General features: G+C 67.0%; 27 protein-coding genes. 18 read left to right on the top strand and 9 right to left on the bottom strand.

From position 1 onward, the window contains the following. The 6 genes from lpxC (at position 1) to ACXMDM_RS07015 (ending at position 4,424) form a co-directional block, all read left to right on the top strand. Positions 1-858, top strand: a complete 858-nt coding sequence (gene lpxC / locus ACXMDM_RS07040) for a UDP-3-O-acyl-N-acetylglucosamine deacetylase (protein WP_259723337.1) — start codon at positions 1-3, stop codon at positions 856-858. A gap of 23 nt (positions 859-881) precedes the next feature. Beyond that, entirely contained in the window at positions 882-1,310 is a 429-nt protein-coding gene (fabZ, locus tag ACXMDM_RS07035; protein ID WP_071802206.1) for a 3-hydroxyacyl-ACP dehydratase FabZ, read from the top strand. A 4-nt stretch (positions 1,311-1,314) separates the two neighbouring features. Further along, entirely contained in the window at positions 1,315-2,136 is an 822-nt protein-coding gene (gene lpxA / locus ACXMDM_RS07030) for an acyl-ACP--UDP-N-acetylglucosamine O-acyltransferase (RefSeq protein ID WP_071801155.1), read from the top strand. Continuing rightward, positions 2,136-3,359 (top strand): lipid-A-disaccharide synthase, encoded by a 1,224-nt coding sequence (gene lpxB, locus ACXMDM_RS07025; protein ID WP_259723338.1) that lies wholly within the window; start codon positions 2,136-2,138, stop codon positions 3,357-3,359. Before lpxA ends, lpxB begins: the two co-directional genes overlap by 1 nt. Before the next feature lie 53 nt (positions 3,360-3,412). After that, positions 3,413-4,087 (top strand): peptide-methionine (S)-S-oxide reductase MsrA, encoded by a 675-nt coding sequence (msrA, locus tag ACXMDM_RS07020; RefSeq protein WP_259723339.1) that lies wholly within the window; start codon positions 3,413-3,415, stop codon positions 4,085-4,087. A gap of 148 nt (positions 4,088-4,235) precedes the next feature. Further along, complete coding sequence (locus tag ACXMDM_RS07015) at positions 4,236-4,424, top strand: hypothetical protein (RefSeq protein ID WP_071801152.1); 189 nt, start codon at positions 4,236-4,238, stop codon at positions 4,422-4,424. 7 nt (positions 4,425-4,431) lie between these two features. Here ACXMDM_RS07015 and ACXMDM_RS07010 read toward each other — a convergent pair whose 3' ends face one another. The 4 genes from ACXMDM_RS07010 to ACXMDM_RS06995 form a co-directional block, all read right to left on the bottom strand. Further along, complete coding sequence (locus tag ACXMDM_RS07010) at positions 4,432-4,707, bottom strand: hypothetical protein (RefSeq protein WP_259723340.1); 276 nt, start codon at positions 4,705-4,707, stop codon at positions 4,432-4,434. A 28-nt stretch (positions 4,708-4,735) separates the two neighbouring features. Continuing rightward, positions 4,736-6,217 (bottom strand): leucyl aminopeptidase, encoded by a 1,482-nt coding sequence (locus ACXMDM_RS07005; protein WP_259723341.1) that lies wholly within the window; start codon positions 6,215-6,217, stop codon positions 4,736-4,738. Between the two features lie 63 nt (positions 6,218-6,280). After that, positions 6,281-6,925, bottom strand: coding sequence for a hypothetical protein (locus tag ACXMDM_RS07000; protein WP_071801149.1), 645 nt, complete (start codon positions 6,923-6,925; stop codon positions 6,281-6,283). Beyond that, a complete protein-coding gene (locus ACXMDM_RS06995; protein WP_071801148.1) occupies positions 6,922-7,608 on the bottom strand; it encodes a ComEA family DNA-binding protein in 687 nt (228 codons plus the stop codon). The genes ACXMDM_RS07000 and ACXMDM_RS06995 overlap by 4 nt, the downstream gene beginning before the upstream one ends. 132 nt (positions 7,609-7,740) lie before the next feature. Here ACXMDM_RS06995 and ACXMDM_RS06990 point away from each other — a divergent pair, with 132 nt between their 5' ends. From ACXMDM_RS06990 to ACXMDM_RS06960, 7 genes are all read left to right on the top strand, one after another. Continuing rightward, the gene (locus ACXMDM_RS06990; protein ID WP_071801147.1) at positions 7,741-8,064 is read left to right on the top strand and encodes a DUF1825 family protein; all 324 of its coding nucleotides are present in this window, start codon (positions 7,741-7,743) and stop codon (positions 8,062-8,064) included. 78 nt (positions 8,065-8,142) lie between these two features. Beyond that, on the top strand, positions 8,143-9,438 hold the full coding sequence (tyrS, locus tag ACXMDM_RS06985) for a tyrosine--tRNA ligase (RefSeq protein WP_259723342.1): 1,296 nt from the start codon (positions 8,143-8,145) through the stop codon (positions 9,436-9,438). Positions 9,439-9,481: 43 nt separating this feature from the next. Further along, positions 9,482-10,243, top strand: a complete 762-nt coding sequence (pyrF, locus tag ACXMDM_RS06980) for an orotidine-5'-phosphate decarboxylase (protein ID WP_259723343.1) — start codon at positions 9,482-9,484, stop codon at positions 10,241-10,243. Further along, positions 10,240-11,724, top strand: a complete 1,485-nt coding sequence (locus ACXMDM_RS06975; RefSeq protein ID WP_259723344.1) for a flavin monoamine oxidase family protein — start codon at positions 10,240-10,242, stop codon at positions 11,722-11,724. The genes pyrF and ACXMDM_RS06975 overlap by 4 nt, the downstream gene beginning before the upstream one ends. A 52-nt stretch (positions 11,725-11,776) precedes the next feature. Further along, on the top strand, positions 11,777-12,469 hold the full coding sequence (locus ACXMDM_RS06970) for a superoxide dismutase (protein ID WP_259723345.1): 693 nt from the start codon (positions 11,777-11,779) through the stop codon (positions 12,467-12,469). Beyond that, positions 12,469-12,843, top strand: a complete 375-nt coding sequence (locus tag ACXMDM_RS06965; protein ID WP_259723346.1) for a DUF6016 domain-containing protein — start codon at positions 12,469-12,471, stop codon at positions 12,841-12,843. The genes ACXMDM_RS06970 and ACXMDM_RS06965 overlap by 1 nt, the downstream gene beginning before the upstream one ends. 19 nt (positions 12,844-12,862) lie before the next feature. Then, positions 12,863-14,230: a lysophospholipid acyltransferase family protein gene (locus ACXMDM_RS06960; RefSeq protein WP_259723347.1), complete on the top strand. Its 1,368-nt coding sequence runs from the start codon at positions 12,863-12,865 to the stop codon at positions 14,228-14,230. A gap of 21 nt (positions 14,231-14,251) precedes the next feature. Here the strand turns inward: ACXMDM_RS06960 and ACXMDM_RS06955 are convergent, their stop codons facing one another. From ACXMDM_RS06955 to hpf, 5 genes are all read right to left on the bottom strand, one after another. Next, positions 14,252-15,505 (bottom strand): glycosyltransferase family 4 protein, encoded by a 1,254-nt coding sequence (locus tag ACXMDM_RS06955; protein WP_259723348.1) that lies wholly within the window; start codon positions 15,503-15,505, stop codon positions 14,252-14,254. A gap of 26 nt (positions 15,506-15,531) precedes the next feature. Further along, the gene (locus tag ACXMDM_RS06950; RefSeq protein WP_259723371.1) at positions 15,532-16,833 is read right to left on the bottom strand and encodes an MFS transporter; all 1,302 of its coding nucleotides are present in this window, start codon (positions 16,831-16,833) and stop codon (positions 15,532-15,534) included. Between the two features lie 127 nt (positions 16,834-16,960). Further along, entirely contained in the window at positions 16,961-17,791 is an 831-nt protein-coding gene (recO, locus tag ACXMDM_RS06945; protein WP_259723349.1) for a DNA repair protein RecO, read from the bottom strand. Then, positions 17,788-18,513 carry a deoxyribose-phosphate aldolase gene (gene deoC, locus ACXMDM_RS06940; protein WP_259723350.1) on the bottom strand — a complete coding sequence of 242 codons (726 nt, stop codon included), beginning with the start codon at positions 18,511-18,513 and terminating at the stop codon, positions 17,788-17,790. Before deoC ends, recO begins: the two co-directional genes overlap by 4 nt. 4 nt (positions 18,514-18,517) lie before the next feature. Beyond that, complete coding sequence (gene hpf / locus ACXMDM_RS06935) at positions 18,518-19,108, bottom strand: ribosome hibernation-promoting factor, HPF/YfiA family (protein WP_259723351.1); 591 nt, start codon at positions 19,106-19,108, stop codon at positions 18,518-18,520. Positions 19,109-19,264: 156 nt separating this feature from the next. Between hpf and lipB the strand changes: the two genes are divergently transcribed. The 5 genes from lipB to queA all read left to right on the top strand — a co-directional run bounded on the left by lipB (position 19,265) and on the right by queA (position 25,161). Further along, a complete protein-coding gene (lipB, locus tag ACXMDM_RS06930) occupies positions 19,265-19,942 on the top strand; it encodes a lipoyl(octanoyl) transferase LipB (RefSeq protein ID WP_071801137.1) in 678 nt (225 codons plus the stop codon). A gap of 32 nt (positions 19,943-19,974) precedes the next feature. Beyond that, positions 19,975-21,888 carry an AMP-binding protein gene (locus ACXMDM_RS06925; protein WP_259723352.1) on the top strand — a complete coding sequence of 638 codons (1,914 nt, stop codon included), beginning with the start codon at positions 19,975-19,977 and terminating at the stop codon, positions 21,886-21,888. A 66-nt stretch (positions 21,889-21,954) separates the two neighbouring features. Continuing rightward, positions 21,955-22,443: a YlqD family protein gene (locus tag ACXMDM_RS06920; RefSeq protein ID WP_259723353.1), complete on the top strand. Its 489-nt coding sequence runs from the start codon at positions 21,955-21,957 to the stop codon at positions 22,441-22,443. A 134-nt stretch (positions 22,444-22,577) separates the two neighbouring features. Next, positions 22,578-23,963 (top strand): dihydrolipoamide acetyltransferase family protein, encoded by a 1,386-nt coding sequence (locus tag ACXMDM_RS06915; protein WP_259723354.1) that lies wholly within the window; start codon positions 22,578-22,580, stop codon positions 23,961-23,963. 1 nt (position 23,964) lies between these two features. Next, positions 23,965-25,161 carry a tRNA preQ1(34) S-adenosylmethionine ribosyltransferase-isomerase QueA gene (queA, locus tag ACXMDM_RS06910; protein ID WP_499570327.1) on the top strand — a complete coding sequence of 399 codons (1,197 nt, stop codon included), beginning with the start codon at positions 23,965-23,967 and terminating at the stop codon, positions 25,159-25,161. The last annotated feature ends 15 nt before the right edge of the window (positions 25,162-25,176 follow it).

Below are 25,176 nucleotides of genomic sequence, written 5' to 3'. Positions count from 1 at the left end.
ATGATCTGGCCTGAGACCTATGCCCAGGCCCTAACGCTGACGGCCCCGCTTGAATGCCAGGGCGTGGGCCTGCACAGCGGCACCACGTCCAAGGTGCGCCTGGAGCCCAGCAACCAGGCCGGCTACCGGTTGGGCTGGCTGAATCAGCCCGGTGGTGCGCTGACCCCTCTCCATCCCTCCCAGGTCTGCGAAACCCAGCTCTGCACGGCGCTCAGGTTCGATCAGCGCCGTCTGGCCACCGTTGAGCATCTGTTCGCCGCCATCGTCGGCACCGGCCTCAGCCACCTCGACATCCTCGTGGACGGTGAGGAGGTGCCCCTCCTCGACGGCTCCGCCCTCGCCTGGGTGGAGGCGATCGCCGAGGCAGGGCTGACGACCCTCGGCGAACGGGCGCCCCTGCAGGAGCTCTCAGCCCCGATCACCCTGCAGCAAGGCCAGAGCTTCGCCACCGCACTGCCCAGCACCAGCCCCTGGATCGGCGCGGCGATCGAATTCAGCCAGCCGGCGATCGGCCGGCAGCTCTATTCCCTCGAACTCACCCCCCGGAGTTTTGTGAGCGAGATCGCACCGGCCCGCACCTTCGGCTTCCGCGAGCAGGTGGAACAGCTTCAGAAGGCTGGCCTGATCAAGGGCGGCGACCTCAGTAACGCCCTGGTCTGCGATGGCCAGCAGTGGTTGAATCCACCGCTGCGATTTGCCCAGGAGCCGGTGCGCCATAAGCTGCTGGACCTGCTGGGCGATCTGGCGCTGGTGGGCTTGCCCCGAGCTCAGGTGTTTGCCTTCCGCGGATCCCATGGGCTGCACACCGCTCTGGCGGCGGCCCTGGCTGCACAATCCGACCTGCCTGAAGCCCGTTGACCGTTTCCCTCGCCGGCACTCCTCTGCTGACCAGTGAGCAGATCCTCAATCTGTTGCCGCACCGTTACCCCTTTGCCCTCGTCGACCGGCTGATCGAACATGAGCCCGGTAAGCGTGCCGTGGCCATCAAGAACGTCACCCTCAACGAACCCCAGTTCCAGGGCCATTTCCCTGGCCGGCCGATGATGCCCGGGGTGTTGATCGTTGAGGCGATGGCCCAGGTTGGCGGCTTGATCCTCGTGCAGATGCCCGAACTGCCCAAGGGCCTGTTCGTCTTTGCTGGAATCGATGGTGTGCGCTTTCGTCGGCCGGTGGTGCCGGGCGATCAGTTGCGGATCAGCTGCGAACTCCTATCGCTCAAACGCCAGCGCTTCGGCAAAGTGAAGGGCGAGGTCACGGTGGACGGACAACGCGTGTGTTCCGGAGACCTGCTGTTCTCGCTGGTGGACTGAGCCAATGACCAGCGCAGCCGTGGAAACATCGATCCATCCCACTGCCTTGGTGGACCCCCACGCCAAGTTGGCCAGTGGGGTGGAAATCGGACCGTTTGCCGTGATCGGCCCGGACGTGCAGATCGGCCCCGGCAGCAAAATCGGCCCCCACGTGGTGATCGAAGGGCGGGTGCACATGGGCGCGCGCAATCGCATCTTTCCTGGCGCCTGCATCGGACTTGAACCCCAGGATCTCAAGTACAGCGGCGCCCCCACCGAAGTGGTGCTCGGCAACGACAACACCATTCGCGAATGCGTCACGATCAATCGGGCCACCGCCGATGGCGAGCAGACCGTACTGGGCAGCGGCAATCTGCTGATGGCGTATTGCCATGTGGGCCACAACTGTGAGCTGGCCGACGGCATTGTCGTGGCCAACAGTGTGGCGATCGCCGGCCACGTGGTGATTGGCGATCGGGCCGTGATCGGTGGGGTGCTGGGCATTCATCAGTTCGTCCACATCGGCAAGCTGGCGATGGTGGGTGGGATGAGCCGCATCGACCGCGATGTGCCTCCCTTCGCGATCGTTGAGGGCCATCCGGGGCGGCTGCGAGGGCTCAACCGGATCGGCCTGCGCCGCAGCGGGCTCTCAGACCGCGCCGATGGTGCCGAACTGAAGCAATTGCAGGAGGTCTGGAACCGCCTGTACCGCGGCGATCAGGTGCTGGTGCAAGCCCTGGCCCGCATCCGCCAAGACCACCTGTTGCCGGCCGCCGAAGAGCTCTGCAGCTTTCTTGAGGCCTCGATCACCGCAGGACGGCGCGGCCCCCTGCCCCACCACCGCTGATGGCCAGGCTGCTGATCAGCACCGGCGAGGTGTCCGGGGATCTCCAAGGCGGGCTGCTGATCCAGGCCCTCCATGCCGAAGCCGCCCGGCGCGGACTGCCGCTGGAGATCCTGGCCTTAGGCGGCGAGCGCATGGAACGGGCCGGGGCCCGGCTGCTGGCGAACACCGCACCGATGGGGGCGATGGGGCTGTGGGAAGCGCTGCCGTTGGTGCTGCCCACCCTGCGCCTGCAGCGGCGGGTGGGCCGGCTGCTGCGCCAGACCCCGCCCGATGGTGTGGTGCTGATCGATTACATGGGAGCCAATGTCAGCCTGGGGCTCACCCTCAGGCGCCGGCTGCCGAAGGTGTCGATCACGTACTACATCGCACCCCAGGAATGGGCGTTCCGCATCGGTGAGGGCGGCAGCACCCGGCTGATCGGCTTCACCGATCGCATCCTGGCGATCTTTCCGGAAGAAGCGCGCTTCTACGCCGAGCGGGGAGCCGACGTGACCTGGGTGGGCCACCCCCTGCTCGACACGCTCAGCGAGCAACCCAGCCGGGAGGAGGCCCGCCAGCAACTGGGCCTGGCGGCAGGCGAAACATTGCTGCTGCTGCTGCCCGCTTCCCGCAGCCAGGAGATGCGCTATCTGGTGCCCACCCTGGCGGCAGCGGCGGCTGAACTGCAGCGCCAGCGCCCTGGCCTGCGGGTGATGGTGCCGGCGGGCCAGGCGGCATTCGAAGCCCCGCTGGCCGCCCTGCTGCGTCAGGCTGGCGTCCGGGGTGAGGTGGTGCCCGCCGCAGCGGCGGACCGCCTGCGGCCGGTCCTCTCTGCCGCCGCCGACCTCGCCCTGACAAAGTCAGGGACGGTGAATTTGGAGCTGGCCCTGCGCGGGGTGCCCCAGGTGGTCGGATACCGCGTCAGCCGCCCCACAGCCTGGGCCGCCCACCATCTTCTTCACTTCCGCGTCGATCACATCTCACCGGTGAATCTGGTGCTCTCTGAGCGGCTCGTTCCGGAGTTGCTCCAGGACAGCTTCAGTGCCGAGGCGGTGGTGGCGGCCGCCCTGCCACTCCTGGATCCCGGCCCAGCGCGCGAGCGCATGCTGGATGGCTACCGCCGGCTGCGGAAGTGCCTGGGCGAACCGGGTGTCACCGCCAGGGCGGCCAACGAAATCCTCGACCATCTGCCCGAGACCCCCGAACCTCGAAAAGCCGTCGCCCCCCTCTCCCACCGGAGTTGACAGCCCTGCAAGATGATCGGACAACCTTCCCCACCACCAGTTCTGAGCCGGCCATGACGAATCAGCAGACCAGCCACTCCGGTGCCCTGCGCTGGTCTGGGCTTTTGCGTGGTCTGCTCTTAGGTCTGGTCGTCCTGCTGATTTCCGCAGCGCCGGCTCAAGCCGTGATCGAGGAGGCAGTGTTCGCCGGTGGTTGCTTCTGGTGCCTGGAGCACGACCTTGAGGTACTCCCCGGAGTGGTCGATGCGGTCAGTGGCTACAGCGGTGGGTCCAAAGACAACCCCACCTATCGCCAGGTGACCGCCGGTGGGACCGGCCATCTCGAGAGCGTGCAGGTGCGCTTCGAGACCGACCAGATCAGCTATCCCACCCTGCTGCGGGCGTTCTGGCGCAACGTCGATCCCCTCGATGGTGGCGGCCAGTTCTGTGACCGTGGTGCCTCCTACCGCCCGGCGATCTTCACCAGCGGCACACGTCAGCAGGAGCAGGCCCTCGCCAGCCTGCAGGCAGCTGGCAGGGAACTGGACCAGAAAGCAGCCGCGATACGGGTGCAGATCCGACCGCTCAGCAAGTTCTGGCCAGCCGAGACCTATCACCAGAACTACGCCCGCCAAAACAAGCTCAAGTACAACTATTACCGCTGGTCATGCGGACGCGATCAGCGGCTCAATCAGATCTGGGGCTCAAAAGCTCGAACCTCTGTGCCATGGCCTGAGCAGAAGCCCTGAAGGCTACCCAGGGTTGAACCAGCCGCTTGCAGAGAAGGATCACTGATCACTTCATGGGCAACGGGTTCCCAGGTTACTGGCCTGCTCCAAGCCCTGCCTAGGCGGCGAAATTTGAGCCTACGCTGGGTGGATGGGAAGGAGGTTGCAGATGTATTTACTGACGATTCGCGATGGTCTGGTGACCCGCCACATCGGTCCCTTCGCCAGCCCCAAGCATGCGGCCGATGATCTCGATCGCCGGCTGGCCGGTTTCGGCGAGCGGGTGAGCTGGCAGATCCACGAACTCGAAGCCCCCGAAGCCAGCCTGATGCAGGGCCTGGAGCAAGTGGCTGCCTAGCGGCTCGTTAGCGGCCAGGTGTGCTGGTTGGCAGACGCCCCTGGCGCGGATAGCCGCGCAGCAACCCACTTTCCACCATCAGACCCACCCCGGCTGTCACACAGATCAGACCAAACGTTCCGTACCAGAACCAGGGCCCGGCCGGCGAGACCATCTGATTGAGCAGGGCGACTTCCTGCAGGGTTCGCCGGGTGATCGCCTCACCGACGAGACAGATCCCCGACGGCAACAGCAGCACTCCGAGCTGGGCGCTGAGGTACCAGCGGATCTTCTGAACGGCCATGCGTTGCTGTCAGGCGTTGGGGCCAACTTTAAGCGGGTCCTCCCTGGCTTACCCACTCGACAAGGGTGCGCACGCCGAACCCCGTGGCACCGGCTGGATCCAGCCCCCGCCCCTTGTCACTCCAGACCGTGCCGGCGATGTCCAGGTGGGCCCAGGCCGGTCCGGCTTCGATGAAATCCTGCAGGAACAGAGCGGCGGTGATGGAGCCGCCTGCCCTTGGCCCGGTGTTCTTGAGGTCGGCCACGGGGCTCTTGAGCCCCTCCTTGTAGGAGGCCTGCAGCGGCATCCTCCAGAACTGCTCACCGCCGAGGCGTCCGGCTTCGAGCAGGGCGTCGGCGAGGCCATCGCTGGGCGACCAGAGGCCGGCGATCTCGTTACCCAGGGCAATCACGCAGGCTCCGGTGAGGGTGGCCAGATCAACCACCGCATCAGGCTGGAGCCCGCTGGCGTAGACGAGGGCATCGGCCAGGGTGAGCCGGCCTTCGGCATCGGTGTTGTTCACTTCGATCGTCTTGCCGTTGGAGGCCGTCAGGATGTCGCCGGGGTGGATGGCCTCGCCACTGATCATGTTTTCGCAGGCCGCCACGATCACGTGCACCTCCACACCGTCTGGCTTGAGCTCGGCGATGGCCCGGGCGGCTCCGAGCACGGCGGCACTGCCGCCCATGTCGTACTTCATCATCTCGATCTGGGAGCCACCGGTCTTGAGGTTGTAGCCGCCGGAATCGAAGGTCACCCCCTTGCCGATCAACACCAGCCGGCGGCTGGCCCCTTCAGCGGGCCGGTAGGTGAGATGGATGAACTTCGGCGGCAACGCGGAGCCCTGGGACACTCCCAGATAAGCGCCCATGCCGAGAGCTTCACAGTCGGCGCGCTCCAGCACCTTCAGCTCCAGGCCATAGGTGCTGGCGATCTCGGCCGCGGTGTCGGCCAAGGCCTGGGGCGTGACCACATTGGGCGGCGCCGCCACCAGCTGGCGGGCCAGCTCCACGCCGCTGCAGATCGCCCCCAGGCCATCCAGACCGGCCTGGGCCGACTCCGGCAGCCCCAACAGGCTGATCGAGCCCGGCACCGCAGCGGGTTCGACTTCGCTTTTGAAGCGCTGGTCGGCATAGAGGGTGAGCCGCACCGCCTCGGCGATCGCCTGGGCTGCGGCCTTGGGATCGAGTCCGTCGCTGGGCAGGGCGATGCCGAGATCGGAGGCTTTACAGGCTGCCGCTGCCCTGGCGATCGCTGCAGCGGCACTGCGCAGACCGGCGACATCGCCAGCCTGCGCCTCCCCTAGCCCCACCACGATCAACTGGGCCGGTGCCTGGCCCAACAGGGTGAAGGTGAGAACATCGCCGGCTTTGCCCTTGAAGCGGCGCTGCTCCAGCAGGGCGCTCAGATCGGGGCCGAAGCGGGCTTCCAGGGCCTGTTGCAACGGTCCGTGATCGTCCTGGGCCAGACCCACCGCCAGGGTGTCACCGCCCCAGTCGCTCAGCGAGACGGGCGTGCAGCGAAACTCCATGGGGGGGCGCAAATCTTGAGGCCGCGATCGTAGCCAGGCTCCACGGCCTGCCCTGGACGGGTTTCAGCCGAGGTCGCTGGTGAAGGGCGTCGCCCAACGTTGGCGCGTTTCCTTGTTGAACGGGGGCTGCCAGCGGCGGATCAGCGCCTGCTCAAGGACTTGGCGCGCCCTTGCCGCGACCGGCACGTCCGCCCAGAAGCGGATGCTGGCCAGGCTCTTGAGTTGGGCCTGCTGCAGGGCCTCGCCGTAGGCCGCCAGGTAGGTCTTGCAGTCATGGTCGCCCTTCCAGCGCAGATCGGCCCGCGAGGTTTCGCCGATGTACAGCAGCAAAGGGATGTTGAGGTGGGGCGGCTGGTCAATCACCACGTAGAGCGCCGCCCCGTTCTGAGCCTGCTGCGGCCAGCGCCAGAACTGCAGGCTCTGGGGGGTGAGGGCCAGCGGGTTGAAGTGGGCAGCCAGAGCAGCAGGATCGGGGCCCATGCCAGGCCGTCCCGTGGCGAACAGCTGCCCCTGACTGGCCTCTCCCGGGGCCTGGTGGTGGGTCCCCAGTGCCTTGAACAGCGGCTGCTGGAAGCTGGCCAAGCGATTTTGCCAAGCGAGCAATTGCCGCTGCCGCAGCGGCAGCAGGGCAGAAACGGCCGCGCCGGGTCCATCACCGCTGCCGGCACCCGCCGGGAACAGCTCCCCCTGTCGAGCGGAGTTTGTCATCGCCGCCGGGGCAGCTCCGGCCCCAAAGGCCCCTTACCGAAGCTCACCTTGCCAATCAGGCCTTCGACCAGGTCAGCGGGAAGCTGCAGCCGTTGCTGCAGATCGGCCAGGTCCTGGAACGGGCCGCGGCCCCGCTCGCGCACCAGCCGCTGACCACGCTCCGGATCCAGGCCCAGCTGAGCCTGCAGCTGGGCTGTGCTGGCGCGGTTGAGATCGAGGGCCAGCAAACCGTCGCGGGGGCTATCGCCGTACCAGCGGAACGCCAGCAGGGGCTCCCAACAGTGCACCTCGGCGGGCTGGAGGCCCAGCACCCGTTGCAGGTCGTCGATGCCGCTGAGTTGAACGCCTCCGGCCTGCAGCCGCAACAGCAGGTCCACCTGATTAGGAGTGATACCGGGCAGGCGCAGCCAGTCGGCGGCCGTGGCCCTGTTCACATCCAGATGCCAACCCAGGGCAGCCAGCTGGCCAACCTCATCGGCGTTGCGCAGCCGCAGGTCCGGATCCTGGGCCAGCTTCAAAGCCAGCAGATCCCGCTCGATCTCATCGGCACCCGCTAGGCCCGCGGCGCTGGCCGGTGTCTTTGGGCCAGCCGGGTTGTTTGCACGGGCGGCCGGGGCCGGCAACTGTCCGGTCGCCACCAGCAGGCGGCGGGCCAGCGCATCCAACCACTGCCCCTTGGCCATGGCGGCACTCGCCCAAACGCACAACTGGCCCGAAGTTAGCGGTAGTGGCGGCTCGATTACGTCAATCCGCACTCCCGCCCAAGCCAGGTGCCGCCCAGAATCGCTCCTATTGCACCACGGCTAGCCGCTTCCATGGGGTTCTTCGAATCCGAGATCGTTCAGGACGAGGCCAAACGCCTGTTCGGCGACTACCAGCAGCTCACCCAGCTCGGGGGCGACTACGGCAAGTTCGACCGGGAAGGCAAGAAATTGTTCATCGAGCGGATGGAAACGCTGATGGATCGCTACCGGGTGTTCATGAAACGCTTCGAGCTCTCCGAGGATTTCCAGGCCAAGCTCACCGTGGAGCAGCTGCGCACCCAGCTCGGCCAGTTCGGCATGACACCCGAGCAGATGTTCAGCCAGATGAACCAAACCCTGGAGCGGATGAAGCGGGAGCTGGGCGCTGAAGGCTGAACCTGCCCATGGCTGAGCGAGCCGGGGAGGTCAGCAGGGTCGCTGCCTACGATCGCCGCTAAAGCGAGACAGGGCCAGATGGTGGGGGCGCCGCAGGGCCAGGGGTTCGGCTTGCCGCCGTGGCTGGAGAGGGGCCTGGCCGATCTGTTTCCCGATGGGCGGGAGGGCGATCCTGATCAGGCCCTGCGGGCGCGGCTCGCTGAAGCAGAGCAAGCCGGCCGGCCCCTGCGGATCAAGTTGGGCATCGACCCCACCGGCAGCGACATCCATCTCGGCCACAGCATCCTGTTTCGCAAGTTGCGGGCCTTCCAGGACGCCGGCCACACCGCCGTTCTGATCATCGGCGATTTCACCGCCCGCATCGGCGATCCCAGCGGCAAGAGCGCCACCCGGGTGCAGCTGGGCGCCGACGCCGTTGACGCCAACGCCGCCACCTACCTGGCCCAGCTCGGTCAGGGCCAGCCGCCGGAGCGCGCCCTGCTGGATTTCCAGACCCCCGGCCGGCTGGAGGTGCGCCGCAACAGCGAATGGCTCGCCGGCCTCGATCTGGCCAAGGTGATCGAGCTGCTGGGCACCGCCACGGTGGGTCAGATGCTGGCCAAGGAGGAGTTCGCCAACCGCTACAGCTCCGGCACGCCGATCAGCCTGCACGAGTTCCTTTACCCGCTCTTGCAGGGCTACGACTCGGTGGCGGTGCGCTCCGACCTGGAGCTGGGCGGTACCGACCAGAAGTTCAATGTGGCGATGGGCCGCGATCTGCAGCGCCATTTCGGCCAGCGACCCCAGTTCGGAGCGTTGCTGCCGATCCTGCCGGGGCTTGATGGGGTGCAGAAGATGAGCAAGAGCCTGGGGAACACCGTGGGCCTCAGCGACGACCCGCTCTCGATGTATTCGAAGCTGGAGAAACTGCCTGATGCGGTGGTGGATGACTACCTGATCCTGCTCACCGGGCTGAACCTCGCCGAGCTGCCTGCCGGCGGACGGGAACGCCAGAAGGCGATGGCCCTGGCGATCACCGCCGGCCGCCATGGCCAGGATGCGGCGCTGGCGGCCCAGGCCGATGCCGCGGCCTTGGTGGCCGCAGGCAGTGGCAAGGCCGCAAGCTCACTGGGTTCAGCCGGTACGGCAGAGGCGACCGTGCCCGAGGCTTCACTGGCGGCGGTGGAGTTCCCGATTGAGGCCTTTGCCCTCCTTCGCGAGCTGGGGCTTTGCGCCAGCGGCGGCGAGGCCCGGCGGCAGATCCAGGGGGGTGCGGTACGGCTCGATGGCGACAAACTCAGCGACCCACTCCAGGCCTTCGCCACCGCCGCCGAGCTGCACGGCAAGGTGCTTCAGCTCGGCAAGAAAACGTTCCGGCGGCTGATCGGTGCCTGATGGGTGGGGATCTTTAATCTGAGCAACGGTCGGTGAACCCGCTGTGATCCCAAAGCTGGGCGGAGATGCCGCTGAACGAATCATCGTGGCGCTCGATTACGCCGATGCCGCCTCGGCCCTGGCCCTGGTGGATCGCCTGCCCGAGCTGCGCTGGGTGAAGGTGGGCCTGGAGTTGTTCGTCGCCTGCGGGCCGGCGCTCGTCATTGAGCTGCGCCGCCGCGGCCTGCGGGTGTTTCTGGACCTGAAATTCCACGACATCCCAGCCACCATGGCCGGGGCTGTGGGCAGCGCCGCCCGCCTGGGAGCGGAGCTGATCACGGTCCACGCTGCGGCCGGCAGCCAGGCGCTGGCGGCGGCCCAGGCGGCGGCGGTGGCGGGAGCGGCGCAAGCGGGATTGCCCGCTCCCACCCTGCTGGCCGTGACCGTGCTCACCAGCTGGGAGTCCGATCGCTTTCGAGATGAACTGGCTGTTGGCGAGCCCCTGGAGCGCCACAGCTCACGCCTCGCGGCCCTGGCGGTGGCCGCCGGTGTGGGCGGTGCCGTCTGCTCCGCCCATGAAGTGGGGCGGCTGCGGGCCAGTCACCCCCGTCCCTTCCTGCTGGTGACACCCGGCATCCGCCCAAGGGGAAGCGCGGCCGGCGACCAGGCCCGGGTGATGGGACCCCATCAAGCCCTGGCGGCCGGCGCCAGCTTGCTGGTGATCGGCAGGCCGATCCGTGAGGCCAGCGATCCTGCGGCAGCCTTCGCGGCCTGCCTGGCCGAGAGCATCGGGCAATCTGGGGAGCCTGGCCCAGCGATGCGGTGACACGGAACAACCCCGAGCCGCCCAGCGAGAGCCCCGTTGATGTGGTGGTGGTCGGCGCCGGCCTCGCCGGCCTGGTGGCGGCCCGGGCGCTGCAGGTGGCCGGCCGCACGGTGCGCCTGATCGAGGCAGCCCCTGAGCTGGGCGGGCGCATGGTCGGCCAGAGGTTGCAGCTGGCTGGTGGGGGTCTGGCCGGGCAACACAACCCCTGGATTGACCTGGGCGGCCAGTGGGTCGGCCCCAGCCAGACCCGCATCCTGGCCCTGCTCGATCGCCACGGCATTCGCCGCTTCGAATCGCCCCACAGCGGCAAGACCGTGCTGGTGTTCGGCGAGAGCCGCTGCTGTTTCGCCGGATTCTTCCAGGGCTTTCCCGAAGGCCAGCCGCCGGCGGTGCCGAGTGCCGACTGGAACGACGCCATGGCGGCCCTGGCGCGTTTCCAGGAGCTGGTGGCCCAGTTGCCCGAAGGTCACCCCCACCACCATCCTGCCGCCGCTGAACTCGATCAGCTCAGCTTCCAGGACTGGATCGACGCCCACACCCACACCCCCTTCGCCGCCTGGTATTTCGCCTATTTCTGCCGTGCCGTCGGCTTCCTCGGCCCAGCCGAGCCGGAGCAGGTGTCGCTGTTGCATGTGCTCTGGGGCCAGCGCACCGCTTCCCAGGGCGAGCAGCCCGAGCAGGAGCTGCTGCACGGCGGCGCCGGCCAGCTGCCGGCCCTGCTGGCCACGCAGTTGGGCGAGGGGGTGGTGCGGCTGGGGGAGCCGGTGCGGGCTGTGCGGCAGAGCCTGGTTCAGCAGCCGCGCCACAGCGTGGAAGAAGGCGAGGGCGATCTCCCAGGAGCTGGGGCCGCTCACCCCGTTCTGGTCCAGACCGACCGGGCGCACTACCCTTGCCGCGCTGCGATCGTGGCGATGCCGCCGGCGATGGCCGCTCGCCTGCACTTCACGCCGGAGCTTCCCGCCGACCGCCTGGAACTGCAAGAAAAGATGGCGATGGGCAGCTGCGCCAAGGTGATGGTGGTGTACCCCAGCCCCTGGTGGCGCGAGCTGGGGCTCTCGGGCATCGCCATCGGCGATCGCCCCTGGGTGGAACTCTGCGCCGACAGTTCCGATCCCCAAAGCGGTTGTGGTGTGCTGGCCGCCTTCGTGGTGGGCCATCGCTACCGGCGCTGGGCAAAGTTGAGAGAAGAAGAGCAGAAGCAGGCGGTGCTCAGCGATCTGGCCGCCTATCTGGGGCCGCAGGCCCTGACTCCAGTGGCCTTTGTGATCAAAGACTGGCCAACCATGCCGTTCGTGGGCGGCGCTTACGCCGCCTGGATGCCGCCGGGGCTGTGGAGCCGTTGCGGCGATGCCCTGCGCCGGCCCCATGGCCGGGTGTTCTGGGCGGGCACTGAGGTGGCCGAGCGCTGGCCGGGCTTTTTCGAAGGGGCGGTGCGCAGCGGCGAAGAAGCCGCCGCCGCGGTTCAGCAGACGCTCAACTGAGCCGCCGTTCCCATACTTGGCAGACAAGGTCCTCCTGCAAATCCCCGACGCCATGCCCAAGCTCCTGCCCTGGCTGCTGGCCCTGCTACTGGCCTTCACGCCAGCCCCGGTGGCCCGCGCCGCCGAGGCGGCCTTCTCGCTGCCGCCCCTGCCCTACGCCAACGGGGCGCTGGAGCCGGCGATTGAGGCCACCACGATGGCGATTCACCACGACCGCCATCACCAGGGTTATGTGAACAACCTGAATGCGGCCGTGGCGGCGGATCCGGCCTTGGGCGGCCTGGAGCTCGAGGCGCTGCTGAAGCGGCCGTCAAGGCGCTCAGCCAGGGTGCGCAACAACGCCGGCGGCCACTGGAACCACAGCTTTTTCTGGGCCTCGCTGACACCGCCCGATCAGGGCGGAGCACCATCGCCCGAGCTGCTGGCAGCGATCGATCGCGATTTCGGCTCCTTCGAGGCGTTCCAGGCCAGCTTCAAGGCGGCGGGACTGGGGCGCTTCGGCTCGGGCTGGGTGTGGCTGATCGTCAATCCAAAGGGAACCCTCGAGGTGGTGAGCACCGCCAACCAGGACAACCCGCTGATGGACCTGCCTGAAGGGCGGGGCACGCCGCTGCTCGGCAACGATGTCTGGGAGCACGCCTACTACCTCCAGTACCAGAACCGCCGCGCCGACTACCTCGACGCCTGGTGGTCGGTGGTGAACTGGCCGGTGGTGTCCGATCGCTACGCCAAGCAGCTGGCCTGATGCTCAAGCGGCTCGATCAGGCCTTGTTCGATAACAGGCTGCAGCCCGGCACCTACGTGAGGCCCCACTGTCACCTGCGCTCCGCTCCCGCCGCCGCCTTTGAGTGTTTCGTTGTGCTGCAGGGGGCGATCGGCCTGCTGCTGCTCGATCGCCAGTTCCACACCCTGGTGGCACTGCAGCCGGATTCGGTGATGCTGGAAATCAAACAGGGCCCCTACAGCCCGGCCACCGATAAGGATTTTCTGCCTGGTTTCCCAGCCCAAGGCAGCACCGAGGCCGACCAGCTGGTCCTCAGCTGGAGCGCCCCCGGTTCGGCTGAGTCAACCGCGGACAACCGCTGCTCCGATCCCCCCGTCCTGTTTCCCAGTCCCTGACGCTGCCCTTTGGAACCCCATGCCCAGCGCCGCGATCCAGGGCGTCCAGCCCGGCCTTCGCTTCATCCCACCGGATTACACCCCCTGGTTCCATCGCCTGGCCCGGTTGGCGCTCCCCTTGGTGCTGCGTTGGCGCGGCGTTCGGGCTGTGGAGGTTTGTGGCGCCGAGCCGCTGGCCAGCTTGTTCGCCGATGCCCAGGCTGGCCGAATCCGGCTGCTGATCGCCTTTCGCCATCCCTGCACCACCGACCCCCTGGTGATGGCCCAGCTGGTCTGGAAGGAGGTACCCAAGTCGGCCCGGCGCCTGAAGTTGCCCCTGACGCAGCCCGTGCACGGACAGTTCCTCTACGACAGGGGCATTCCGCTCTGGGCCGGCCAGGCGGCCGGCTGGATGCTCTCGAAACTGGGGGGTATCACGATCAAGCGCGGCAGGCTCGATCGCCGGGCCCTGAAAACGGCCCGCAACCTCTGCGCCCATGGCCCCTTCCCATTGGCGATCGCGCCGGAAGGGGGCACCAACAACCATGGGGAGCTGCTCGGCCCGCTTGAACCCGGCCTGGCCCAGATGGCCTTCTGGTGCTGCGAGGATCTCGCCGCCGAAGGGCGCGACGAACGGGTCGTGATCGTGCCGGTGGCGCTGCATTACCAGCTGGTGGCTTGCGACTGGGACCGGATCGATCAGCTGCTGGGCCGCATGGAGGACCTGCTGGGACTCCCAGCAACCGGGGCTACAGCAGAACCCGAGCAGCGCTACGGCCGTCTGATTCACCTGGCCGAACAACTGCTTGGCCAGCTGGAAGCGTTCTACGGCCAGCCCCCAGAGCAGCCCACTGACCAGCCCCCAGGACAGACACAAACGCCCAGCAGCGCCGAACCCGCCTTCCAAGCCAGGATCGTGCGCCTGCGGGAGCAGGCCCTGGCACAGGCCGAGACCCATTTCCAGCTGCGGCCCAAGGGCTCGATCGTGGAGCGCTGCCACCGCATCGAGCAGGCCGCTTGGCAGGCCATCTACCGCGACGATCTGGAGGGCAGCTCCGCCCTGGAGCGCAGCCTGGCCGACTGGAGCGCCCAGGAGGCCGCCATCCAGATGAATCACATGCGCCTGGCGGAACACTTCGCCTCGATCAGTGGCTCCTATGTGGCCGAAAAGCCCAGCATCGACCGCTACGGCGAGCTGCTGCTGATCCTCTGGGGGGCGATCGCCTGGATCCGCAGTCCCCAGGCGGAAGCGCCCCCCTCGCTGGGGCCACGCCGGGTGACGATCGTGGTGGGTGAGTCGATCGAGGTGGGTGAACAATTCGAGCTTTATCGCTCAGATCGCCGTGCCGCAGTCGACCAGCTCACCGCAGTGACCCGCAGCCGACTGGAGGCCGCGATGCTCGGCTGAGCGACCCGCCCGAGGCCAGACTCAGGCCGCCAGCGATGGCAAGGGAACCAGCTCGGCATACAGCGATTCGAGCGCTGCGATGTTGCGCCCGAGGGTGTAGCGCTCCAGAGCCCGGGCGCGGGCACGGACTCCGAGTGCGGCCGTCAGGACCGGCTGATCCCGCAACACCGGCAACAGGGTGCGCAGTTGGGTCGTGACCCCCTGGGTACTGATCACGATGCCGGCGCCGCCCTCAAGCACCTCACCGTCAGCGCCGGCATCGGTGGCCACACAGGCCGTTCCGCAAGCCATCGCCTCCAGCAACGCCAGGGACAGACCCTCCACCAGCGAGGGCAGCAAAAAGACCTCGGTGAGCTGCAACAGGGCCACCCGCTTGTCGCGGTCGGCTTCATCGCCCCACCACTCCACATCGGGGTCGTCGGAGCTCGCCATCAGTGACGCGCGCAGGGGGCCGTCGCCAACGATCAGCAGCACGCAGCCCTGGGGACGGACCAACCGCCAGGCCTTGAGCAAGGCCTCCACGTTCTTCTCCGTGGCCAAACGGCCCATGTAGAGGAACACCCGTCGACCTTGGAAACGCCTGCGCAACTGGGCGAGTTCAGCTGTGATCGAGCCGGTGGGGGCAGGTTGCCATCGGTCGGTGTCCACCCCGTTGGGGATCACAGCCAGGCGCTCCTCTCGTACCCCCAGCCGGGCGAGCAGCTCCGCCTGCCGATCGGAGAACACGATCACCCGGTCGAACTTGGCCAGGGTCGGTGCATAGATCTGATAAGTCAGCTGCTGGGTACCGGCCGACAGGTTGCGCAGGCCCGCATCAAAAGCCGGATGGAAGGTGGCCACAAGCGGCACGCCCAGATGCTGGCAAAGGTCTGGCAGCCGAAAATCCAGCGGTGAGAGGGTGAGGCTGGCGTGGACGAGGTCAGGCCTGAGCTGTTCAAGCGATTCGCGCAGCTCCCGTTGCGCTCCGGGCGAAGGGATCGTGTAAGCCTGGGATTTAACCAGATAGGGCAAGGCCACATCACCGCTGTCGCCCCCCGATCGGCTAACCGCACTGGTTCGGCTTTCAGCATTGGATCGGCCGTGACCACTGGATCGGGCCTGGCGGCCTTCGAGTTGCAGGCCATCCCAGCCAAAACCCAGGCCAGATGAGGGATTATCGAAGTGAATGAAGCTGATGCGGTGGCCCAGCTGCTGGAGCCGCTCGGTGGTGGAGAGGCCGTAGGAGACGTTGCCGCAGAAAGGGGATTTCTTGCCCAGCCAGGCGATATGAGCCACCTGCCCCGCTCTTCTGAAACCGAACGCTAGCAGCGACGCCAGGGCTGCTCCAGCAGGGCCGCTACGCCGGCGATTGCCGCCAGGATCCAGAGCACCGGCAGCAGCCCGTAACGACTCACCACGGTCCCCGCCAGGACCAGCGGCAGGCTGAGGGCGATGTTGATCAGATTGTTCTGCAGGCCGAACACCTTGCCGCGCAGGGGCTCTGGCGTGTCTTCCTGGATGGTGGTCTGGGCCGGGATCGCCAGCAGCGAAGCACCAATTCCCAGCAGCGCACAGAGCGCGAGGGTGAGCACCAAGTTGCCGGTGACCTGGCCAAGCAGGACCAGGCTGAACGAAATCATGCCCAGTCCGGAGGTGGCCATCAGCCGGCGGCGCAGGCCTTGACCGAGCTGGGCCACGGCTAGGGCGCCCACCGCCATACCCACGCCGCTCATCGCCAGCAGGGTTCCGAACTGGGTGGGTCCAAGGCCCTGGATGGCTGAAGCCAGGCTGATCGCCAGAACGTAAAGCGCCGCAAGAATGCTGTACAGGAGTACCAGCTGGAGCATGGCGCTGCGCAGGCGGGGCCGCTCGCGCAAGACGTCCAGTCCTTGGGCAATTTCACTCCAGACGCTGGTTCCACGTTCCTGCCGCGGCGTTTCCCGAATCGAAATGGTGCTGATCGAAAAAGCCGCCAGCCCGTAGCAGAGCGGCAGAAGCACGAACTCACCGCCGCCGATCCCAATCGCCGCGAATCCGTTACGCAGCAACCGCAGCACCGGATCCCCCAGGGCAAAACCCACGATCGTGGCCCCCATGCTGGTGGCCTGATACAGGGAGATCGCAGGCAACAGCAGCGGCCTTGGCACCAGCAGGGGGATGGCCGCCTGCTCGGCTGGGGCGAAGAACTGGGTCAGCACCGATTCAAGCAGCGTCATCCCGATCAGTCCCCAGTACCCCCAGCTCAGGCCGAACAGATAGGGGCCCGGAATCAGGGCCAGGGGAGCCAGCAGCACCAGGCCGCCGCGCAGGGCATTGGAAGCGACCATCACCTGACGTTTGGGCCAGCGGTCAGCCCAGACCCCAGCCACCGTGCCCAGGAGCATGGCGGGCAAGGTATTGGCGACATAGATCCCTGTGGCCAGCAGCGTGATCATCTGGGTGCGGGTCTCAAAGTCGAGCCGCAGGGTGGCGGCAGCCTCGGCCAGAGCTCCGTTGTCCTGGGGGGTGTCGGTGACCCAGTACTGGGCGATCAGGAACACCATCAGCACGATGTAGAACCTGTCAGCCAGCTGGGAGAAGATCTGCCCGATCCACAGCCGCCGGAATTCAGGTAGGGCCAGCACCGCCTCAAGCCCTTCCTTCCCTTTCGGTGGATCCTGCTTGGTTTCGTCCTGCTTGGTTTCGTCCTGTTTGGCTGCGGCATCGGCCGGCCCCGGTGGGGGCGTGGGTCTGGAGTATCCGCTCAAGGTGTCAACCGTTACGGGGCAATGATGGCTCAGAGCCCATGGCCAACCGGGTGGATGGCTCGAAACAGCCGCGCAACAGGCTGAAGGCACGGCAGCGGCGGTCCAGGTGTTCGCCGCCCCAGACCTCCACCAATTGCAGCAGCCGCAGCCATACCCTTTCAGGCCCGATCAGGGTTCCGTCCCGGCGTCGGGGCAGACCGGGCCGCGGCAGACGCTGCAACAGGGCCAGCTCCGAGGCATTAAGCACCAGCACGGCACCTGCTTCGGCCCCAATCAGCAGGCCCAGGCTGGGCAGCAGGCTGCAGCGCCAGTCCCAGTTCCCCACGGGGGGCTCGAGCGCACGGCCGCTGCGGGCGCAGCTCTGCAGCGGCAGGCCGTAGCCGCCGAGGGCGAGCAGGTGAACGCTGCCCTGCACCGCGATCGCCAAGGCCTCGAGGTTGGGCTGGTTTTCCTTGACCACCTGCTCCAGGCGACCCAACTGCATCAGCAAGTCGTCGAGGACCCCGGCCACCCCATCGCCACTGGGCACCAGCTGCAGGCAGAGCTCGGCAAGGGCCTGGGCGACCGCCAGGGTTTCCAGCCTTTGGGCCAGCTGGCTGTAGCTGCGCAGCACCTTGAGCTGACGAACCCGTCGCAGGCCGCTGCCCCCACTCACCTGCAACTGCAACAGTGACAACGGCACAGCCGCCGCCAAGCTGCTGCGGGGCCTGCGGGCGCCGGGCACCGCCAGCCGCGTCAGGCCTTCGCCATCGCTGAGCAGGGTGAGCAGGCGATCGTTCTCTCCAAGAGGGCCGGATTTGAGGCACAAGCCCTCAAGCCGCCCGTCCGGACTCACGCCGGCCCATCCCCGCTCTGGCGGCTCGTCGATGGAATGCTGGACGCAGAACCAGTGGAGGGTGGACGGCGCAGGGCCTCCATCAGGGCCACCCCCCGGCTGGTGCCCAGCCGAGTGGCTCCCGCTTCGACCAAGGCAAAGGCCTGCTCCAGGGTGGTGATTCCCCCCGAGGCCTTGATGGCGGCACGGCCACGCGCCAATTCCCGCAGCTCACTGACCTGCTCGGCGGTGGCGGCCGGCCCGAACCCACTGCCGGTCTTGAGAAAGGCGGCGCCGGCGTCGATCGAGGCCTCCACGAGCAATTGCAGGGCTTCGCGCCCCAGTCGCCCCGCTTCGAGAATCACCTTCACCGGCAGACCCAGCTCGACAATCGAAGCAATCTCGTCGTAGACGGCGCCGCCATTTCCATCGGCAAGGGCACCGAAATCCGGCACCAGATCGAGCTCATCAGCCCCGGCCTCCGCCGCCGCCTCAGCCTCAGCTCGCTTGATCGCGTTGGGCACAGCGCCGAAAGGGAAGGCCACAACGCCAATAAGTTTTACCTTGGTGTCACGCCCGAGTCGCTCCCGTGCGACCGGCAGCCAGCGGGAGGACACGCACACTCCGGCAAAGCCGAAATGCCTGGCTTGGTCGCAGCAACGCTCAATCGCCTCCCGACCTTGGTGGGGATCGAGCAGGGCATGATCGATCAGAGGAGCAAGGTCAGGGCGATCGCGGGCCAAACGCTCAGGACTCCTTGGATTGGATCACTCCATAACCGCCGTGATTACGGTGATAGACCACCTGAATTTCACCGCTTTTGCTATCGCGGTAAACATAAAAATCGTGGTCAATCAGTTCCAGTTGATTGAGGGCTTCCTCCAGGCCCATGCGTGGCATGGAGAAATACTTCCGCCGCACCGCCGGCGGCGGCAGGGCAGGCTCACGATCACCGATCAGATCACCCGGCTGGATGGCTGCCACAGAGGCCTCATCATCCAGCTGATCAACCTGCTTCAAGGCAGACTCTTCGCCATGATGATCGCTGAGACGTTCTTTGTAACGCTTGAGCTGACGACTGAGCTTGCCGGCCACCATGTCGATGCTGGAGTACAGGTTTTCGCTGCGTTCCTGGGCTCGAATCACCATGCCGTTGGCAAAGACCGTGACCTCGGCCGTCTGCTGGGTCACCCGCGGGTTGCGCGCGACGGAAAGATGGACATCGGCCTCCTGGACGAGACCCTCGAAATGGTTGATCGCCCGACTTAGCTTGGCCTGCGTGTAATCGCGGATGGCTGGAGTGACCTCAAGATTGCGTCCGTGGATCAAGAGCTTCATCGAACATCTCTGCATCAAGAACAGTGGAAACAGCAATCACCCCTGCCCAAGCGGCCGGAGCAACGTTCACTGCATCAAATTCCACTGCAACAAATTGAACTGCATCGAACCACCTTTGCAGCGATCCGATTGGTTTGATTCTAAGCAGGCGAGTGCATGAATTCCCGACTTGACGCAATCCTTTTCGATCCCATTTCGATTGTTCCCTTCCAGCTGGCCTGGGGCTGGCAGCGGGTGCTGCAGGCGCGCCTGCTGGCCGACTCCAGCGGGCCTGAAGCCTTGCTGTTAGTGCAGCACCCCGATTGCTACACCCTGGGACGGGGGGCCTCTGAGCAGCACCTGCGCTTTGATCCGGCCGCAGCGCCGGCCCCCCTGTTCCGGATCGATCGGGGAGGAGAGGTCACCCACCACCTGCCTGGTCAACTGGTGGCCTATCCCGTGCTGAACCTGAGCCGTCATGGCGCCGACCTCCACCTCTATCTGCGCGAGCTGGAAGCGGCGGTGCTCGATGTCTTGGCTGTCCTCGGACTGGCCGGCGAGCGCATCGAGGGCCTGACCGGTGTCTGGTTAGAGGGTCAGAAGGTGGCGGCGTTCGGGGTGGGAGCACGACGCTGGATCAGCCAGCACGGTCTGGCGCTGAACGTGAACTGCGATCTCAGCGGATTTGGCGCCATCGCACCCTGTGGGCTGATTGATCGTCCGGTAGGCCGCCTTTGCGACTGGATCCCCGGTCTGCTCCCCGAGCAGGTGCAACCCCTGCTCCAGCAAGCGCTGGCCAGCCGGTTTGGCTTGACCCTGCGTTCGCCGACCCTGGCTGAGCGGCTTTGGAGGTGATATGGCTAGGGGCCAACCGAGCGGGATCCTTCGTGAAAGGCAGAGCTGAGATCCACTGGCAGGGCGATCGCCTTGATCAGCAGGCCCTGGCCGCGCGCCATGACTGGAGCGGCCTGAACGGCCTCGAGCAGCTCTGGCCGGCCCTGGCGGAACGCTATGGCGAAGCGCTGGCCCTGGAGGCCCCCCACAGCCATCCGCCCCAGTGCCTCAGCTACACGGGCCTCAACACCGCCATCGGCGAGGCCGCCGCCGCCTTTGCTGCCCTCGGGGTGCGGGCCGGTGATGTGGTGGCCCTCTTCGCCGAAAATTCTCCCCGCTGGCTGGTGGCCGATCAGGGCCTGATGCGGGCCGGCGCCGCCGACGCGGTTCGGGGAAGCACGGCGCCAATCGATGAACTGCGTTACATCCTCGAGAATTCCGGCGCCATTGGCCTGGTGGTGGAATCGTCCGAGCTGCTTCGGGATCTCGATCTAGGCAGCCAGCAACGGGCAGCGCTGCGCTTCGTACTGGTGATTGAGTACAGTCAGGCTGTGGCCCCGACCAGCCCCACCACAGACGGCCCTGTGCAGCCCGTGCTGCCCTGCCTGAGCTGGGACGCGTTTGCCCAGCGGGGTGCGGCGGCGCCCCTGCCGGCCTTACCCGCCGGTGGCCCCCAGCGCCTGGCCACCTTGCTGTACACCTCGGGCACCACCGGGCGCCCCAAAGGGGTTCCCCTCAGCCACGCCAACCTGCTGCACCAGCTCTTCAGCCTCGGGGTGGCGGTGTCTCCGCAGCCAGGAGATCGGGCGCTCAGCGTGCTGCCGATCTGGCATGCCTACGAGCGCATGGCCGAATATTTCCTACTCTCCTGCGGCTGCCAGCAGGCCTACACCACGCTCAAGCACCTGCGCAGCGATCTCCAGCGGGTCAAACCGCAGTACATGATCAGCGTGCCCCGCCTCTGGGAAGCGCTGCTGGCCGGCTTCGAGGATGCCCTCGCTGCCATGCCGTCCTCCAGGCGCCGCTTGATCGGCACGGCCCTGGGCATCAGCCGGTTCCATGCCCTGCAGCGCCGGCGGGCCCTCAATCTCACCCTCACGAACGAACCCCCGGCGCGGCGGCTGCTGGCGGCCAGCCTGGCGTTGGCAAGCCTGCCGCTGCATGGCGTGGCCTCCCGGCTGTTCTGGCCCAAGGTGCGCCAGCAACTGGTTGGGGGGGTGATGCGTACAGCAATCAGCGGCGGCGGTGCCCTGGCCCTGCACGTGGATGGCTTCTTCGAAGCGATCGGCATCGAGCTCCTAGTGGGCTACGGGCTCACCGAAACCAGCCCGGTGCTGGCCTGCCGGCGGCGCTGGCACAACCGCCGCGGCAGCGCCGGACAACCACTGCCCGGCACGGCCCTGAAGATTGTCGATGCCGAGAGCGGCGCTCCCCTGACCTGGGGTGAGCGGGGCCGGGTACTGGGCCGGGGCCCCCAGGTGATGGCGGGCTATTTCCGTAATCCCGAGGCCACGGCCGCCGTGCTCGATGGCGAGGGCTGGTTTGACACCGGTGATCTCGGCCACCTGATGCCCGACGGCACCTTGGTGCTCACCGGCCGGGCCAAGGACACGATCGTGCTCAGCAGTGGCGAAAACATCGAGCCCGGCCCCCTGGAAGACGCCCTGGTGGCCCACCCGCTGGTGGAGCAGCTGATGCTGGTCGGCCAGGACCGTCGCCAGTTGGCGGCGCTGATGGTGGCCCGAGCGGAGAGGCCCAGCCCCGAGGTGCTGCGTGCACTCAAAGGAGAGTTCAACCGGCTGCTGGCCGCTCGCCCCGGTTCCCGCTCCGATGAACGGATCTGTGGGGTCGCTCTGGTGGAGCCGTTCACGATCGAGAACGGGCTGCTCACCCAGACCCTCAAGCAGCGCCGCGATCGGATCGCCAGTCGCGATGCCGAGGCCATCGAGTCGCTTTACCGCAGTTGACCCCTTGACTGCTGGTTGACCCATTGACCGCTGGCCTGAGAGCCTGGGGGACGCTTCCCCCTTCCCATGACTGACGGCCATCCCTTAACGATCAAACGCACGATCACCGTGCGTGCCGTGGTGACACCACGCTGGAAGGAGGATGCAGAGCGGGAACTCAGTGCCGCGGTCAGCAACAGCGACCAACAGCTTGCCCAGCTGGAACAGGAAGGTCAGCAACTGGTCAGCGAGATTCGCCGGCAGAGCCTCAATCCGCTCGACCCGCGCGTCCAGGAGCAGGTGGGCTCCGTGCAACAACAGGTGGCGAGCAAGCGCAGCGAACTCGAAGAGCAGAAGCGCACCCTGCTCGAGCAGCAACGCCAGGTGCGGGAACTGGTGTTCGAGCAGATCGTCGACCAGGGCCAGATCGAGGGCACCTGCAAGATCAGGGTGGGTGACAACCTGGTCCAGAAGCTGCAGGTGGCGGTGCTGGTGCGTGACGGCGTGATCGAAGCCATCGAGGGAGGCGAGACCACCGCCCCTGAGACCACGACCTCTGAGTCGATCTCCCTCTGAGGGCGTCGCCCTTGGAGAGCACCTCCATGAGGGCCTCCTCCATCAGGGCTACGCCCAAAGCGGGGCCGAAGCTCCACCCCTAACGGCCCCTTCACCGGTAAAATGCGTGGCCGGCAGCTTCTGGGATCAAGACTTTGGCGACCCACGACATTTTCATGCCCGCCCTGAGCTCCACCATGACGGAGGGCAAGATCGTCGAGTGGCTGAAAAAGCCCGGCGATCCGGTTGCCCGCGGTGAATCCGTGCTGGTGGTCGAATCGGACAAGGCAGACATGGATGTGGAGGCCTTCCAGGAGGGATTCCTTGCCGCTGTGTTGATGCCAGCAGGAGAATCAGCTCCCGTGGGCGAAACAATCGGCCTGATCGTCGAAACCGAGGCCGAGATCGCCGCCGCCCAGGCCAGCGCTCCTAGTTCTTCTGCCGCTGCCGTTGCGGCACCCTCCAAGCCGCCTGCAGCGGCAACGGCCCCGGTGAAACCGGCGGCTGAACCAGCTCCAGCGGCGAAGGCCCTCGTGGCTCCAGTGGCGGCGTCACCGGCAACGGCGCCGGTGGCGGCGATGTCCAACGCCACGACAACTGCAGCCAACGGCCGGTTGGTGGCCACACCGCGGGCCAAGAAGCTGGCCAAGCAGCTCGGCGTGGCCCTGGAGAGTTTGCGCGGCAGCGGCCCCCATGGCCGCATCCAGGCCGAGGACGTGGAGCGGGCCAGCGGCCAGCCGCTGAGCGTGCCCCAGGTATCGGAAGGCAGCAGTTCCTACGCGCCGGCCGCCGCTGCGCTGGCAGGCAACGGAGCCTCCGCCGCAGGGGCAGCGGGCGCGGCACCTCTGGGCCAGGCCTTTGGCAGCCCCGGCGATACCGTGGCCTTCAACACCCTGCAGCAGGCGGTCATCCGCAACATGGCGGCCAGCCTGACCGTCCCCTGCTTCCACGTCGGCTACACGATCACCACCGATCGCTTCGACGCCTTCTACAAGCAGGTGAAGGCCAAGGGGGTCACGATGACGGCCCTGTTGGCCAAGGCCGTGGCGGTTGTCCTGGCTCGCCATCCTCAGGTCAATGCGGCCTACAGCGAGGCCGGCATGGCCTATCCGGCCAGCGTCAATGTGGCGGTGGCGGTGGCCATGGATGACGGTGGCCTGCTCACGCCCGTCTTGGCCAACGCCGACAAAACCGACCTTTATTCCCTCTCGCGCAGCTGGGCCGACCTGGTGGCCCGCTCCCGCACCAAACAGCTCAAACCAGCCGAATACAGCACCGGCACCTTCACCCTCTCCAACCTGGGCATGTATGGCGTCGATCGCTTTGATGCCATCCTGCCGCCGGGCACCGGCGCCATTCTGGCCGTGGCGGCTTCGCGGCCCTGCGTGGTGGCGGCCAGCGACGGCTCCATCTCGGTGAAGCGCCAGATGCAGTTGAACCTCACCGCCGATCACCGGGTGATCTACGGCACCCACGGCGCCGCCTTCCTCAAGGATCTTGCCGCCTTGATCGAAACCGACCCAGAAAGCCTGGCACTCTGACGTGAGCGCAGCGCCAGAAGACGCAGATCTCCACCCCGACCTGCGGCTCTCCAGTTACGACTTCGATCTGCCTGAGTCGCGCATTGCCCAGCGACCGGTGGAGCCCCGCCACGCCTCCCGGCTCCTGGCGGTCGAGCCGGACGGCTCGGCCCGTCACCTGCAGGTCTGGGATCTGCAGGCGGAGCTGGAACCCGGCGATCTGCTGGTGGTCAACGACACCCGCGTTCTCAAGGCCCGCTTGAAAGCCCGCCGGGCCAGTGGCGGCGCTGTGGAGCTTCTTTTGCTCGATCCCCTCGGCGATGGCTGCTGGCGGGCCTTGGCCAGACCGGCCAAACGGCTCAAGGCAGGCGAGATCCTGCAACTCGAAGCCGAGAATCAACCGCCGTTGGCCGTGGAGGTGGTCGGGGTGGACGGGCCCAGCGGCGGCCGCGTGATCCGCTTTGCCAGCGAGCGCGACACGGCGACGGCGATGGAAGGCCTGTTGCAGCGCTACGGCGAAATCCCGCTGCCGCCCTACATCCACGCACACGATCCCAGCGACGACGAGCGCTACCAGACCCGCTACGCCAGCAGACCCGGAGCGGTGGCCGCCCCCACGGCCGGCCTCCATTTCAGCGATGCCCTGCTGAAGGCCCTCGCCGATCGGGGCATCGAGCTGACCCGGATCACCCTGCATGTGGGCCTGGGCACCTTCCGCCCCGTCGAAGACGAAGACCTCACGGCCTTGGAGCTTCACAGTGAATGGGTGGAGGTGAGCCCCGAAGCCGTGGCGGCCGTGGCGGCCTGCCGGCGGCGGGGACGGCGGGTGATCGCGATCGGCACCACCAGCGTGCGTAGCCTCGAAGGGGTCGCAGCGCTCCATGGGGGGGTGCTGACCCCTTACCAGGGACCGGTGAACCTAGTGATCCAGCCCGGTTTCCGCTTCCAGGTGGTGGAGGGTCTGCTCACGAACTTCCACCTACCGCGCAGTTCACTGCTGCTGCTGGTGAGCGCTTTGCTCGGTCGCCAGCGCTTGCTGGATCTCTATGCCGAAGCGATCACGGCGGGCTACCGCTTCTTTTCCTATGGCGATGCGATGTGGATCGCCCCAGCCGCCGTGCGGCCGGCGGCAAGACCCGCTGCAGCAGCCAGCGAAAGCGGCTCCGCAGCGGATCAAAAAAAAGCCCCCGACGGAGCGGAGGCATCAAAACAGGGTTGAGACGATGCTGAAGGA

This window comes from Synechococcus sp. CS-603 (genome assembly GCF_977929215.1).
The sequence above is the reverse complement of the archived record's forward strand: the minus strand, read 5'-3'. Positions and strand labels throughout refer to the sequence as shown.